The organism is Staphylococcus sp. HMSC067F07 (assembly GCF_001837405.1).
Taxonomy (GTDB): Bacteria; Bacillota; Bacilli; order Staphylococcales; family Staphylococcaceae; genus Staphylococcus; species Staphylococcus capitis.
The window spans coordinates 689,143-703,479 of sequence record NZ_KV832237.1 but is presented as its reverse complement, the minus strand read 5'-3'; the positions used below and the strand labels follow the sequence as shown (position 1 = coordinate 703,479).

At 31.6% G+C, this 14,337-nt stretch carries 14 protein-coding genes; 7 read left to right on the top strand and 7 right to left on the bottom strand.

Translation table 11 applies throughout. The features are described from left to right. Nucleotides 1-55: 55 nt before the first annotated feature. The 4 genes from HMPREF2706_RS10315 to HMPREF2706_RS10300 form a co-directional block, all read right to left on the bottom strand. Complete coding sequence (locus tag HMPREF2706_RS10315; protein WP_070862381.1) at nt 56-622, bottom strand: LOG family protein; 567 nt, start codon at nt 620-622, stop codon at nt 56-58. 13 nt (nt 623-635) lie between these two features. Further along, nucleotides 636-1,082 carry a YaiI/YqxD family protein gene (locus HMPREF2706_RS10310; protein ID WP_030059130.1) on the bottom strand — a complete coding sequence of 149 codons (447 nt, stop codon included), beginning with the start codon at nt 1,080-1,082 and terminating at the stop codon, nt 636-638. A 6-nt stretch (nt 1,083-1,088) separates the two neighbouring features. Continuing rightward, the gene (locus tag HMPREF2706_RS10305) at nt 1,089-1,775 is read right to left on the bottom strand and encodes a hypothetical protein (RefSeq protein ID WP_030059127.1); all 687 of its coding nucleotides are present in this window, start codon (nt 1,773-1,775) and stop codon (nt 1,089-1,091) included. A gap of 275 nt (nt 1,776-2,050) precedes the next feature. Next, the gene (locus tag HMPREF2706_RS10300) at nt 2,051-2,923 is read right to left on the bottom strand and encodes an undecaprenyl-diphosphate phosphatase (RefSeq protein WP_002433118.1); all 873 of its coding nucleotides are present in this window, start codon (nt 2,921-2,923) and stop codon (nt 2,051-2,053) included. A gap of 225 nt (nt 2,924-3,148) precedes the next feature. On the opposite strand from HMPREF2706_RS10300, the gene HMPREF2706_RS10295 reads away from it, so the two are divergent. Further along, nucleotides 3,149-4,777 (top strand): ABC transporter ATP-binding protein/permease, encoded by a 1,629-nt coding sequence (locus HMPREF2706_RS10295; RefSeq protein WP_049428802.1) that lies wholly within the window; start codon nt 3,149-3,151, stop codon nt 4,775-4,777. Between the two features lie 2 nt (nt 4,778-4,779). Then, nucleotides 4,780-6,471 (top strand): thiol reductant ABC exporter subunit CydC, encoded by a 1,692-nt coding sequence (gene cydC, locus HMPREF2706_RS10290; RefSeq protein WP_030059125.1) that lies wholly within the window; start codon nt 4,780-4,782, stop codon nt 6,469-6,471. A 106-nt stretch (nt 6,472-6,577) separates the two neighbouring features. Here the strand turns inward: cydC and mgrA are convergent, their stop codons facing one another. Continuing rightward, nucleotides 6,578-7,018 carry a global transcriptional regulator MgrA gene (gene mgrA, locus HMPREF2706_RS10285; RefSeq protein ID WP_002433445.1) on the bottom strand — a complete coding sequence of 147 codons (441 nt, stop codon included), beginning with the start codon at nt 7,016-7,018 and terminating at the stop codon, nt 6,578-6,580. A 224-nt stretch (nt 7,019-7,242) separates the two neighbouring features. On the opposite strand from mgrA, the gene HMPREF2706_RS10280 reads away from it, so the two are divergent. From HMPREF2706_RS10280 to HMPREF2706_RS10260, 5 genes are all read left to right on the top strand, one after another. Continuing rightward, nucleotides 7,243-8,169 carry a CobW family GTP-binding protein gene (locus HMPREF2706_RS10280; RefSeq protein WP_030059123.1) on the top strand — a complete coding sequence of 309 codons (927 nt, stop codon included), beginning with the start codon at nt 7,243-7,245 and terminating at the stop codon, nt 8,167-8,169. A gap of 17 nt (nt 8,170-8,186) precedes the next feature. Continuing rightward, nucleotides 8,187-8,471: a hypothetical protein gene (locus tag HMPREF2706_RS10275; protein WP_002433193.1), complete on the top strand. Its 285-nt coding sequence runs from the start codon at nt 8,187-8,189 to the stop codon at nt 8,469-8,471. Between the two features lie 142 nt (nt 8,472-8,613). After that, a complete protein-coding gene (gene mdh, locus HMPREF2706_RS10270) occupies nt 8,614-9,555 on the top strand; it encodes a malate dehydrogenase (RefSeq protein ID WP_023350692.1) in 942 nt (313 codons plus the stop codon). 203 nt (nt 9,556-9,758) lie between these two features. Beyond that, nucleotides 9,759-11,315, top strand: coding sequence for an SLC13 family permease (locus HMPREF2706_RS10265; RefSeq protein WP_030059120.1), 1,557 nt, complete (start codon nt 9,759-9,761; stop codon nt 11,313-11,315). Between the two features lie 140 nt (nt 11,316-11,455). Continuing rightward, nucleotides 11,456-12,829, top strand: coding sequence for a cryptochrome/photolyase family protein (locus tag HMPREF2706_RS10260; RefSeq protein WP_049428799.1), 1,374 nt, complete (start codon nt 11,456-11,458; stop codon nt 12,827-12,829). 90 nt (nt 12,830-12,919) lie between these two features. Here HMPREF2706_RS10260 and HMPREF2706_RS10255 read toward each other — a convergent pair whose 3' ends face one another. Both HMPREF2706_RS10255 and HMPREF2706_RS10250 read right to left on the bottom strand, forming a co-directional pair. Then, complete coding sequence (locus tag HMPREF2706_RS10255) at nt 12,920-13,198, bottom strand: hypothetical protein (RefSeq protein ID WP_002433221.1); 279 nt, start codon at nt 13,196-13,198, stop codon at nt 12,920-12,922. Continuing rightward, nucleotides 13,195-13,812, bottom strand: a complete 618-nt coding sequence (locus HMPREF2706_RS10250; protein ID WP_002433397.1) for a DUF1361 domain-containing protein — start codon at nt 13,810-13,812, stop codon at nt 13,195-13,197. Before HMPREF2706_RS10250 ends, HMPREF2706_RS10255 begins: the two co-directional genes overlap by 4 nt. Nucleotides 13,813-14,337: the final 525 nt, after the last annotated feature.

Below are 14,337 nucleotides of genomic sequence, written 5' to 3'. Positions count from 1 at the left end.
AACCTTTTTAATATCAAAACGCGTCTATAGAATAACCTATAGACGCGTTATTTATTTAATCGTATGTACGTACGCCAAGTGGTTTGTAATTATTGAGACCTTCTAACAGCGCTTCTTTAGTATCAAATAATGGTGCTAATTTTTGATATTTTTTATCAATAAAGCCTTCTTTTATCATATGGTCAATGAGTGCTTGTAAAGGCTCAAAGAAGCCAGTTAAATTAAAGACACCTATAGGTTTTTGATGAATACCAATTTGCGCCCAGCTATACATTTCGAAAAATTCTTCAAGAGAACCAGCACCTCCAGGAGCCATAACAAAGGCATCTGCTAATTCTGTCATTTTATTCTTTCTTTCATGCATTGAATCCACTAAAATAAGTTCACTTACTTTTTGACTCGTGATTTCTCGCTCATCTAACATCCTAGGCATAACACCAATAGCTTTACCGCCGTGATCTAGGACACCATCTTGAATAGCACCCATTATTCCTACTGATCCAGCTCCAAATACAAGTTCGTAGCCTTGTTCTGCCATATACTTTCCTAACTCATAAGCTTCTTTTACATATGAAGGATCTTTACCTTTGCTTGCTCCACAATAAACTGCAATTCTTTTAATCATGTGAGACCTCCTAAAGTTGTTTAATAACATTCGTAAATGTTTGTTCAAATTTTAATCTGTCATTCTTAGTAAAAGGCGGAGGACCTTTATGTCGGCCACCTTGCTTTCTAATTTGTGCATTAAGATAACGTTGGTCTAACAGAGTTTGAATATTATCAGCACGATATATACTTCCTTTATGATGCATTACAATATGTACTTTGTCTATAAGTAAACTAGCTAGGCCATAATCTTGAGTAATGACAATATCTTCCTTTCTAGCTAATTGTACAATTTTATAATCAACAGCATCTGTCCCATCGTCAACATACACAGTTTTTACATGTTCAGGCTGAATTTGATGAGAAAAGTGACTAAAACTTCTTAAAACGTTAACAAAAATGCCTGTCCCTTTAGTTAATTCAATCACTGAATTAACAACAGGACAAGCATCTCCATCTATGATTACTTTGACCATTAACAACTAACCTTGAGTGTTATCAGATTCTTTATTTTGTTTTACAACGCTGCCAGCCACGTAATCATCATATTTTTTAAATTCTTTTTTTCTAGCCTTTTTCTCTGCTTCTTGTTGTTTTTCTTCTTGTTTGTGACGTTTTTCAATATTTTTTTGAAGCTTTTTATCTAATTTTTTTACATCTTTACGATTATCTTTTTCAAGTTTTTCGCCTTTTTTCTCAGTTTTATCGTCCAACTTGCCTGGAGTAAGACCTACTTTTTCTTCGTACTTTTGAGATTTTTTCATATCTTTAATACGTTGCTTTTTATTTTCTTCACGTTGCTTTTCTTCTTCTTTATGACGTTTCTCAATATTTTTCTGAAGTTTTTTATTCATTTTTTCTGCTTCTTTACGATTTTGTTTAGCTAGCTTTTCGCCTTTTTTCTCGATGTAAGCAGGGTCGTTTTCTTTGGCGATTTTCTTCAATTCACGTTTGTTATCAAATTCTTGTTTTTTATCGCCCACATATTCTTTAACATCTGAAGCCTTGTTTGAAATAGTTGAAGTAGCTTTTGATGTAGCTTTAGTTGTAGCATCAGTAGCTTTACGTACATCAGGATGTTCTTTAATACGTTTACGTTCAACGACTAACGGTACAATAACAATAGGTAATACATTGATTAAAGTCTTAATGAGTCTCTTTTTGTCCATACTCGTTGCCTCCATTAATTTTACTATTCTTTTCCATACCCTATGATACATCATACTAAACGATTGTTATCAATGGAAACCGATAATTTAATTTTGGAAAACTAAAAAACACTAGCGAGTTTAATATAAACCTACTAGTGTTTATTGAAAATTATTAAATGAGTACTATCTAAAGTTAGCAACACTAAGGATTAAAAATCCAAGTGAATAGAGGATTACAATGAACAGAGTCCATTGCATAAGCAACACTAAGGATTAAAAATCCAAATGTTGCTTCAAATTCCTTTGCCAATGCCAAAACCAAAGTAAAGGATTGCAATAATTACAACTAATACGATTCGGTAAATCGCAAATGGAATTAATTTAACTTTATTTATTAAATGTAAGAATGTCTTAATAGCAATTAAACCAACTATAAATGCTGCTAAGAATCCTAGTAAATAGAAAGGTACATGAGCTAAGTGAATATACTCATAGTGTTTTAGTAAAGATAAACCACTTGCTGCAAGCATAATTGGTACTGACATTATAAATGTAAAATCTGATGCTGCTTTATGATTTAATTTCATAAATACACCAGTTGAAATCGTAGAACCAGATCTACTGAAACCTGGCCACATTGCTATAGCTTGCGAGATACCAATGACAAATGCTTGGAAATAATTAATTTGATCTACTGTTTGAGGGTGTTGAACCTTCTCAGAATATTTATCAGCTAAAATCATGTAGATTGCACCAATGAATAAGCCAATCATTACAGTAGGAACACTGAATAAATATTTTTCAATTAAATCATCAAATAAGAACCCTAAAATACCCGCTGGAATCATACCTACTAATACATGCAATAAGTTCAAACGCTTAGGTTGGGAACGTCGTTGAACACTGCCTTCATTTTCGGGTTTATGATGACCTATATGTAATATTTCTAAGAAACGATCACGAAATACCCATGCCGCTGCAAAGACAGACCCAAGTTGTATAACAACTTTGAAGGTAAACGCAGATTGTTCACCTAAAAATTTAGTGGACTTTAACCACATATCATCAACTAGTATCATATGTCCTGTAGAAGATACAGGGGCGAACTCAGTAAGTCCTTCGACGATACCTAAAATGATGCCTTTTATCAATTCAAGTAAAAACATAATTTACCCACTTTCGTAAAACATTTATTTATTCTTTCATTTTTCAAAATTACCATATTATCATAGCATATTAAATTAATATGGTGGTAGCCTAATCATCAACACTGGACCAAAGTATGACATAATAATTATTTTAATAATTGAAACAAAATACTCAAAAAAAGAATGAGCGTATTAATTTAAATTTCTAACAAACCTTTTATAATGAAAGTAGGTGAGATTATTGTGAAAAAACTAACAAATTTATTATTCAAATATAAAATATATCCCGCACTCATGTTAATCATGAGCGTTTTTTTATCTATATCGGTAGTTATTCAAAATGTTTCTATTGCCAAATTACTAAATCATATGTTGTACCATCATAAGCATTCACTTATAGGACTTTTTATACTGATTTTAGTTATTCTTCTAGCACGTGCAACTTTCAATATGTTGAATCAACGTATCGGTGATCATATGGCTACTAAAGTGAAATATGATTTAAGACAACAAGTGATAAATAAAAATAGTACACGAGCAATTGGAGAACAAATGAATATTTTAACAGAAAGTATTGATGGTATTGCACCATTCTTTCAAAGTTATTTGCCACAAGTATTTAAATCAATGATGATTCCAGTCGCGATTATAGTCGCTATGTGTTATGTACACTTATCAACTGCAATAATTATGATGGTTACAGCTCCATTTATTCCTATGTTTTATATCATTTTTGGTTTGAAAACAAGAGATGAGTCAAAGGACCAAATGACATATTTAAATCAATTTAGTCAAAGGTTTTTAAACACTGCCAAAGGTTTAATTACGCTTAAATTATTAAATCAAACTAAGAATACTGAAGCGCGCCTTTATGAAGATAGTACTAAATTTAGAGATTTAACTATGAAAATTTTAAAAAGTGCTTTCTTATCAGGATTAATGCTTGAATTTATTAGTATGTTAGGTATTGGTCTTGTGGCGCTTGAAGCGGCGTTAAGTCTAGTCGTATTCAATAAAATTAACTTCATTACAGCGGCTATTGCAATCATTCTAGCTCCTGAATTTTATAATGCTATTAAAGATTTAGGACAAGCGTTCCATACTGGTAAACAAAGTGAAGGTTCGAGTGATGTTGTTTTCGAGTTCTTAGACTCTGAAAATAAACCACCACACCCACATCCAAATATAGAGGCTTATCAAAAATCACAGGTCAAAGTAGAAGACGTGTCATATCAGTACTCAAATAGTAATCAGAACGCTCTTACTCATATTAATATGGTGATACATTCAGGTGATAAAATTGCAATTGTTGGTTCAAGTGGTGCAGGTAAAACTACGTTAGCTCATATTCTAAGTCAAATTAAAACGCCAACAGAAGGCAGTGTATCATTTAATAATGAAGATACACGTATCGGATTTCTGAGCCAAAATCCTTATATTTTTACAGATTCCATTAAGAATAATATAGCGATGTTTAATAATGAAATTTCTGATAAAACTATTATTCAAGTTTTAGAAGAAGTCGGTCTAAAAGATAAAGTGTTATCTCTGAAAGATACTATTTATACACCAATTGGAGAAGGTGGCGAAATGCTATCTGGTGGCCAAATGAGACGAATAGAGTTGTGTCGGTTATTAGTGATGAATCCAGATTTAGTTATATTTGATGAGCCGGCTATTGGTCTAGACATTGAAACAGAACGTACAATCCAAAATGTAATTCAAAATCATTTTAAAGATACTACGATGATCATTATTGCTCATCGTGATTCTACAATTAACAAAGCTCAACGTCGTATTTATCTAGAAGATGGGCATCTTATAAAAGATGACACGACGATATCAGTATCGCAAAGTGAGGTGGATGAATAAGCATGAAATCACAAATTCATTTTCGAAAAGATAAAGATTTACTTCTAGCTATTTTGGTTGGGGTAGTAGGTGGACTTGTGGCGTTAGCAATGTTCTTTTTAAGTGGTTATATGGTGACACAAAGTGCATTAGGCGCACCCTTATATGCATTAATGGTTCTAGTGGTTTCTGTAAAAATGTTTGGCTTCCTAAGAGCGATTACACGATATATTGAGAGATTGTTATCACATAGAACGACTTTTACTATGCTAAGAGATGTAAGAGTACAGTTTCTTAAAAAATTAATTCCAGCAGTACCTGATATCTATCGGAAATTTAATTCTAGCGACTTAATTTCTCGTATGGTAAGCCGAGTAGAGGCGTTACAAAATATTTATTTAAGAGTTTATTATCCCCCAATAGTGATAGGTTTAACTGCAATCGTGTCTGTAATTACATTTATTTTCATTTCACCGATGCATTCATTTCTTATTACGTTAAGTATGATCCTCACTCTTTGTATAGTTCCATGGCTAAGTGCTAAAAAAGCACGAACACTCAAAAGACAGGTAGCTCTACATCAAAGTCACTTTCTACAGCGTTTTTATGATTATAAAGAAGGTGATGATGAATTAAGACGCTTTCGCCAAAGAGATGAATTTAAAACAGATGTCTTACAACGTTTGAAACAATATGACACTATGCAATCAAAAGAACGTCGTTTTCTATCTTTATATGATTATATGTTAAATATTATAGCGATGATTTCAATATTTCTTAGTTTAGTTATTGGCGTGCAACAGATTCAATCTGGACATTTGGATGTCGTTTATTTAACTAGTATTGTTCTAATGATATTAACTTTATTTGAACAGGCAGTACCAATGAGTAATGTTGCATATTATAAAGCTGATACTGATCAAGCGCTTGATGAAATAAATGATGTTATCAGTGTCCCTCAATCTAATGAGTTACATTCATTGAATCATGCAGATACGACAACGCCATTGTTTGAAATAAATGATGTCACCTTTGGTTATTGGAACCAACAAACACCAGTGCTCAACAATATTGATTTAACTATTCAAGAAGGTGAGAAAGTAGCTATCATTGGTCCGTCAGGTTCCGGGAAAAGTACTTTACTACAAGTCATGTTAGGTCTATATCATGTTGATCAAGGTACTGTAAAATTAAAACACCAAATAGTTACTGATATTAATGAGGAAGACAAGTATTATAAGATGAATGGTATGTTACAGTCTCAACATATATTTGATGGGACGGTACGAGATAATTTATTTTCAGAAAAAGAGGATGCTATATTAAAACAAGCTCTTCAATCTGTAGGACTTGGGTACCTGGATCTAGAAAGAAATGTAACATTAGATGGAGAAAATTTATCTGGTGGCGAAAAACAAAGGTTGAGCTTAGCTAGACTTTTACTCAGAGATTCAGCTGATATATGGATTTTAGATGAACCAACGACTGCATTAGATTTAGAAAATACTACTAAAACGATGAATTTAATTGAAGCATCTTCAAAAACGTTAGTTATTGCCACACATGATTTAGATGTGCTTCCACGTTTTGATAAAATTATAGTTATGATTGATGGAGAAATTAAAGAAAGTGGTTCTTATGAAAGTCTATTAGAAGGTAATGGCTATTTATCTCAGATGATTGAGATCAACCATAGTTCTAAAAATGTACATTAATAGCAAATAAAGTCGTATCGGTAATCGATACGACTTTGTCTGTTGTTTCATTAAAATGTATATTAATTCCTTAGTTTAACTTTAATTTCATGACAGAAACTTTCTATTATTCTTTCGTTTCAGTAAATGCATCGATGACTTTACCTAATAAGCGATTAAGTTCTTTGACTTCTTCTTTAGATAAAGATGAAGCTGTTGCAACTTTCTCCGATGCTGTGCTTAATTCAGGTCTAATTGTTTCGCTCTTATCTGTTAAGTGAATAAATACTTCACGTTGATCCACTTCAGAACGTTCGCGTTTAATTAAATCAACTTGTTCCATTCGTTTAAGTAATGGTGATACAGTCCCTGTATCTAGTGCTAATTCTGTAACGACTTTTTTGACATTAACAGGTGACTCGTCCCATAAAATCGTTAATACAAGAAATTGTGGGTAAGTTAGGTTGTACTTTTTAAAGACTTTGTTAGAGTAGTAGCGATTAACTTGTCTTTGAGCATTGTACAAACTAAAGCATAGCTGCTCTTTTAAATTATGTTGATCAGACATTAAAGTTCTCCTCCAGACATTCTATCCGTTTTTTCTCTTTTTCGGATTGGAATCCGTCTATGTTGTACAAAATATAATTTATACAACACTTTGATTCAATGCCATGCTAAAATTAAAGTATGCTTAAAGTTTAGAAGATATCTTACATTAAATCAAGTAAAAAGATAATTAAATATATATGTTATCATTTTCAAAAATGCTTGTAATAGAAAAGGGAATATAATATGAGAAATAATAAAGATGAAAAAATAACAATTTCTATCATTAGCGGATTTTTAGGTAGTGGTAAAACTACTTTACTGACACATTATATTAGTGAAATATTAAAAACTGATGAGAAAGTTAAAGTTATTATGAATGAATTTGGCTCATTAGACGTTGATGGTAATCATTTAAGTAATATCGTAGATGTACGTTCAATATTGAATGGCTGTGTTTGTTGTGATTTAAAAATAGATTTAGTGAATCAAATTGAATCACTTGTACAAGGTAATGAAACGGATCATATCATTATTGAAGCTACAGGTATCGCACATCCTATTGAAATTATAATGGCCTGCCAAGACCCACGAATTGTAAAGTATGTACGCCAACCACAAGTCATTGGTGTCGTTGATGCAGAGCGCTTTATAAATAGAATGCAGTATTCGGAGTCAACGATGAGATTAATGGAAGAACAGCTTGAAGTGAGTCATATATTAATTGTGAACAAAACAGATTTGATTAGCGAAGACAAACAGCAACAATTAAAAGATGAATTAAATCTAATCAATGCACAGGTTCCAATTATTTTAACAAGTTATGGAAAGGTAAACATCGATGAAATATCACAATTTCGTGACGATCTCGTAACGACACACACACATTCACATCATCATGGTATAAATAGTATGCAATATACGTTTAGTGGACCAATTGATCGGCAACTTTTTTATCAATTTATTTTACGCTTACCTGATAACGTTTTACGTTTGAAAGGATACGTTCAATTCCGTGATACACCAAATGAAACTTATGAATTCCAGTATGCATATGGTATGCCAGATTATGGAGTTATTGATAAAGATTTGCCTCTAACCATTGTAATTATTGGAGAGCAATTAGACGTTAATAGGCTAAAAAATAAGCTCGATATGATACAATTTTCATAATTAAGGAGAGTATGGTTATGAATAATGAAGATAAACGTGAACAACAAATTAAATTTGAGAAAAACTTAATCACATTTCCTTATTTAGGATTTGCTATAGTTGTGTTGTTATTTAATATTTTTTATCCAGATATTAAAGTATCTATGGCTCTATTTGGATTATTCTTTGCATATAATTTAGGACTACTATTTATTGCTTTCATCAGACATTTCAAACGCACGTTAATTTTAACTTTAGTATTAACTGTTCTAAGTGGTGCAGCTTTCTTCACATTATTATATGTGTTTGGTTTAAGACATTAATTGTTGTTTAATCAAAAGTTTATTTAGTAAAAATGAATAATGATATTTGAGAAGTTTTGTTATTTCAATGTTATACTTTAATTGAAATAACAAAGCTTTTTATTTTTTAGATAGATAAATATAAATTAGGAGGCTATTGTTCATGAATACTAGAAGAAAAGTTTCAATCATTGGAGCAGGAAACACTGGATCAACTTTAGCTTTTGTATTGGCTCAAAAGGAATTAGCAGATATTGTAATGATTGATCGTCCGCAATCAGAGGGATTTGTTAAAGGAAAAGCATTGGATATTTTAGAAAGTGGACCTATTTTTGGATTTGATACAAACGTTCAAGGTTCTGTTGAAATTGAAGATATTCAAGATTCAGATATCGTCGTGATGACTGCAGGAATACCACGAAAACCTGGAATGACAAGAGATGATTTAGTCCAAACAAATGAAGAAATAGTTTATCAAACATCTCTTAATATAGCGAAGTACGCACCTAATGCTACGATTATTGTATTAACCAACCCAGTAGATGCTATGACTTATACTGCATTAAAAGCCTCAGGTTTTCCAAAAGAACGTGTAATTGGACAATCTGGTGTTCTTGATACAGCTCGCTATCAAAGTTTTATTGCTGACGAATTAAATGTTTCAGTAAAGGATATTAATGGTCTTGTGCTTGGAGGACATGGAGATACAATGGTGCCACTTGTGGAATCAACTCAAGTTAATGGCGTACCAGTCAAAGATTTAATTGCGGAAGATGTTTTAGATCGTATTGTAAAGCGAACAAGAAAAGGCGGAGCTGAAATTGTAGAATTATTAGGTAAAGGTTCAGCATATTATGCACCAGCTACGGCTATATATGAAATGATAGAAGCTATTTTAAAGGATCAAAAACGCTTGTTGCCAAGCATTGCATATTTAGAGGGTGAATATGGATTCTCAGATATTTGTTTAGGTGTTCCAACTATTCTTAGCAAGAAGGGTATAGAAAAAATTGTTGAAGTCAATTTAAATGACAAAGAACTAGAACAATTAAAATATTCAGCTGAGTCAGTCGAAAATGTGAAAAATGCATTAAAAAATAAATAGGAAGTTGAAATAAGCCGCTTTTGCATGGTTTCTAATCTTGCAAAAGAGGCTTATTTATCATTTTGATTTTAAAATTTGTGCTAGTTATTTATTACAATTTACAAATATTTTGATGATTATGTGTATTTTATCACAACAGTAACTTATTAAAGCGCTTTCTTGATATAATCTAAGTGAAATCATAGTTCAAGGAGTTGATAGGGATGACTAAAGCGAAACCACAAACACATTCACAAAATCAGAATCAAAACACTCAAAGTAACAAGGGTTATAAACCTATATGGATTATTATAAGTTTTGCTTTACTGATTGGAATCTTACTATTACCAACGCCTTCTGGTTTACCTATTATGGCGAAAGCAGCGTTAGCAATATTAGCATTTGCTGTGATTATGTGGGTGACAGAAGCGGTTTCGTATCCAGTATCTGCCACACTCATATTAGGTTTAATTATTTTATTACTGGGATTTAGCCCTGTTCAGAACTTATCTGAAAAGTTGGGGAATCCTAAAAGTGGAGATGCTATTTTAAAAGGAAGCGAATTATTAGGTACAAACAACGCGCTTACTCATGCTTTTAGTGGATTTTCAACATCTGCAGTTGCACTGGTAGCTGCTGCATTATTCCTTGCCTCAGCTATGCAAGAAACCAATTTACATAAACGTTTAGCATTAATAGTTCTTTCAATAGTTGGAAATAAAACCCGGAATATTGTTATCGGTGCGATAGTAGTATCTATTGTTTTAGCTTTCTTCGTACCTTCAGCTACCGCTCGTGCTGGCGCTGTAGTACCTATTTTATTAGGAATGATTGCAGCTTTTAAAATGAGCAAGGAGAGTAAGCTTGCTTCTCTACTAGTTATTACTGCAGTACAAGCAGTATCCATATGGAATATTGGTATAAAAACTGCCGCTGCTCAGAACATTGTAGCTATTAATTTTATCAATCAAAATTTAGGGCATGATGTTTCTTGGGGAGAGTGGTTTTTATATGCAGCACCATGGTCTATTTTAATGTCTGTAGCGTTATATTTCATTATGATTAAAGTAATGCCTCCAGAAAGAGATTCAATAGAAGGTGGAAAGGAATTAATCAAGAAAGAATTAAATGAACTAGGTCCTGTGAGTGCTAGAGAGTGGCGTTTAATCGCTATTTCAATTTTATTACTCTTCTTTTGGTCTACTGAAAAGTTATTACATCCGATTGATTCAGCATCAATTACGTTAATTGCATTAGGGATTATGTTAATGCCTAAAATCGGGGTTATTACTTGGAAAGGTGTTGAAAAGAAAATTCCTTGGGGTACCATTATAGTCTTTGGTGTAGGAATTTCTCTTGGTAATGTTTTATTAAAAACTGGTGCGGCACAATGGTTAAGTGACCAAACATTTGGGTTAATGGGGCTTAAAGGATTACCAATTATTGCAACAATTGCTTTAATCACATTATTTAACATATTAATTCACTTAGGGTTTGCCAGTGCGACAAGTCTATCATCTGCTTTAATACCAGTATTCATTTCATTAACATCAACACTTCATTTAGGCGATCATGCAATTGGCTTTGTGTTAATTCAACAATTTGTAATTAGTTTTGGTTTCTTGTTACCTGTAAGTGCTCCGCAAAATATGCTTGCATACGGTACCGGAACATTTACAGTCAAAGATTTCTTGAAAACGGGGGTACCTTTAACGATTATTGGTTACATTCTAGTAATAGTGTTTAGCTTAACCTACTGGAAATGGTTGGGCTTAGTTTAAAAGATAAATTATAAAAAATAAGTAACATTTTATAGGCTGAGGCAAATGATTGTCTCAGTCTATTTTAATGAAATTCTCGTTGTGTTCAAGTCCTCTTTTCAGGGTAAATTAATAAAAAATTATGTTAGGTGGTAACAATCATGGCATTAGGAGTCATCTTAAATAGAGTCTTTAGAACGGATAACAATCCTTTATTTGAATATGTCTATCAAAATATAGAAGATATAGATCAATGCTATTACATTATTCCTAAAGAAGATTTTGGTAATGAAGCAAAAATGAAGCGTAATTATTATTATGGAACATTACAAAAATTTGTTCATGCGCTCTATGAAAACGATATTCAACCATTTCTAATGGATTATGATGAATTGGTTGATTTCTTTAAAGAAAAAGGAATCAATGAAGTGGTTATTGCTGGCGATATAATGAGTTATCACAAGGAAGAGTATGACATTTTACATCAGAGAGAAAATTTTAAAAAAGAAGATATATCGGTAACAACAATAAGAGCAAATCATTATTTTAAACCAAGTAAAACACGAAATAATAAAGGTGAACCTTATAAAGTATTTACGAGTTTTTATAAAAAATGGCGCCTTTATTTAATGAAAAGAACAGTTTATAATTATGATATTAAAGATTTAGCTAAAGTAGGGGTTAAATCAAAACAAAAATTAAAAGGGGACTATAGTCAAAGTGGTATAAGTGAGGAAACTGCCCAGTACAAATGGTCTGATTTTCTAGATAAAGACATAGAAGATTACGATTCAAATCGTGAATACTTGCCTGAAGTCCTTACGAGTCAATTAAGTATATATTTAGCATATGGAGTGCTCGATATTATTCAGATATTTAATGACTTACTAGATGGTTATGATAAAGATGAACAAAATTATGAAGCATTTATTCGTGAATTAATTTTTAGAGAGTTTTATTATGTCTTGATGACTCAATATCCTAAGACAGCACATATTGCATTTAAAGAAAAATATCAAAATTTGAATTGGTCTTATAATGAAGATAATTTTGATTTATGGAGAAAAGGTATGACAGGATTTCCGATTATTGATGCTGCAATGGGAGAACTTAACACTACAGGATATATGCATAACCGAATGAGAATGGTTGTGTCACAATTTCTTACAAAAGATTTATTTATTGATTGGACGTGGGGCGAAGAGTATTTTAGACAAAAGCTAATCGATTATGATGCTGCTTCAAATGTGCATGGTTGGCAATGGTCTGCTTCAACAGGAACAGATGCTGTGCCATATTTTAGAATGTTTAATCCAGTGCGACAAAGCGAACGTTTTGATAAAAAGGCATTATATATTAAAAAATTTATACCGACACTTAATGATGTTGATGCTAAATATTTACACGATACCTATAAACATGAGCGCCAAATTAAAGAACAAGGTATTGAGTTAGGAAAAGATTACCCAAAACAAATGGTAAATCACAGTGAGAGCCGAGATCATGTAATGTCGGAATTTAAAGCAATGGAATAAAAAAGTGTAAACAATTGAAAAATCACTCCATAAATGAACTTTATGGAGTGATTTTATGTAATTTCTGAGTTTTTTACACGTGCCTTTGTGTTAGCTTAATCTAAAAAGACAAATATAAACTGCTACATATTCAAAGAAAGTAATAATATACATATATTTGAGTCTAAGCTTAACTTTGAAAGGAACATCCCAATTTGGATAATGTCTTTCATAGTAAGCAATCTGCATGATAAATAGTCCTATACCTAATGGTAAAAACATGAGTTGAATACTTTTACTATAATTAAATCCAACGTCGTGCCAGAAATGACCAATAATGAGCTGTAAAATGATGAGAATGACGATTAATAATATAATACTGAATATCATTTTTGTAGTCTCACCCCTTTTACAAATAGAACAATCGTACTTTGCATGATTACCATTAAAAGTACAAACATGAACGTTTTAATATTAAACACAGAGAGTACTTGGGTAAAAATCTTTAAAGGTTCATCAATTAAATAAACCGTATGAAGTCTTAAAAATCGGCCGATATATATGCCTAATCCATTTAAGAACATAAGTACAATGATAAGTGTACGATTTAACCATAAGTGAGAAGTTAAATGTCCTATTTCCATAAAGATTAAAATCATAACATATATCGCTAAGAAAACGCCTAACATGAGGTAAGTAAAGTATACCCATTCAGTGAGATTCAACCCTACAAGAAAATTAAATTGAAATTGGTTCAAATGTATTAAATCTGTAATCATATAAAACGTATTAGGTACTAAAAGTAAAAATATCAATCCAAAGACAATAAATAATGGCCATTCGAATGCTTTCTTTGGTTTAAATAATTTTAAAAGTAAGCAAAGTTCAAAGGGCACATAGGCTAAAAATAAATTTAATGTCATGAAATTAAAAACTCTTGTTTCAGCAAGAGAAATAATAAATAAAATTATAAAGTATATCCTTGCAATGTAACGTGGTTGCATTATCATGCACTACTTTCTTAAAGATTTTAATAATTAATTGAATTGTCGAGTTTTAATGGTAACTGTAAATGCTTGTCATATCAAATAATATGAGGTTCACATAAAAATGTAGCCACAAATTCTTTCTAGGACTTGTAGTATACGAGTATTATAGATTTAATAAATTAAGTCCTATGACTAAATGATGTTTTAGATTAATAGCTATAGATGTCATTGTCATCATTCTTTATGCAGTAGTTGATATTTTAGCTATATATAGATATACACGATGTGATTCATAGGTTTAAGGTATGAAAGTAGCTTATAAATGAGCAAATAGTTTATCATCAATAAATGAGTTATTATGTGATAAAGTAATTCATTCTAAATTTCATTGATATCTTTAGATTCTTATTTTTGAGCCTTAAAATTAAAAGTTTAAAGTCACCTTATCGTACTTGCTTCTAAATGACTCACTGCTCATAATCTTTCATTTTATTGTGCAATATCAGTGATTGAACCTACACTATTTTCATCTCTCTAATC

What these genes read in the sequence shown, in the direction of transcription:
- HMPREF2706_RS10310 (WP_030059130.1), bottom strand. Translation starts at nt 1,082, where the DNA reads ATGGTCAAAGTAATCATAGATGGAGATGCTTGTCCTGTTGTTAATTCA.
- HMPREF2706_RS10305 (WP_030059127.1), bottom strand. Translation starts at nt 1,775, where the DNA reads ATGGACAAAAAGAGACTCATTAAGACTTTAATCAATGTATTACCTATT.
- HMPREF2706_RS10300 (WP_002433118.1), bottom strand. Translation starts at nt 2,923, where the DNA reads ATGTTTTTACTTGAATTGATAAAAGGCATCATTTTAGGTATCGTCGAA.
- cydC (WP_030059125.1), top strand. Translation starts at nt 4,780, where the DNA reads ATGAAATCACAAATTCATTTTCGAAAAGATAAAGATTTACTTCTAGCT.
- mgrA (WP_002433445.1), bottom strand. Translation starts at nt 7,018, where the DNA reads ATGTCTGATCAACATAATTTAAAAGAGCAGCTATGCTTTAGTTTGTAC.
- HMPREF2706_RS10280 (WP_030059123.1), top strand. Translation starts at nt 7,243, where the DNA reads ATGAGAAATAATAAAGATGAAAAAATAACAATTTCTATCATTAGCGGA.
- HMPREF2706_RS10275 (WP_002433193.1), top strand. Translation starts at nt 8,187, where the DNA reads ATGAATAATGAAGATAAACGTGAACAACAAATTAAATTTGAGAAAAAC.
- mdh (WP_023350692.1), top strand. Translation starts at nt 8,614, where the DNA reads ATGAATACTAGAAGAAAAGTTTCAATCATTGGAGCAGGAAACACTGGA.
- HMPREF2706_RS10265 (WP_030059120.1), top strand. Translation starts at nt 9,759, where the DNA reads ATGACTAAAGCGAAACCACAAACACATTCACAAAATCAGAATCAAAAC.
- HMPREF2706_RS10260 (WP_049428799.1), top strand. Translation starts at nt 11,456, where the DNA reads ATGGCATTAGGAGTCATCTTAAATAGAGTCTTTAGAACGGATAACAAT.
- HMPREF2706_RS10255 (WP_002433221.1), bottom strand. Translation starts at nt 13,198, where the DNA reads ATGATATTCAGTATTATATTATTAATCGTCATTCTCATCATTTTACAG.
- HMPREF2706_RS10250 (WP_002433397.1), bottom strand. Translation starts at nt 13,812, where the DNA reads ATGCAACCACGTTACATTGCAAGGATATACTTTATAATTTTATTTATT.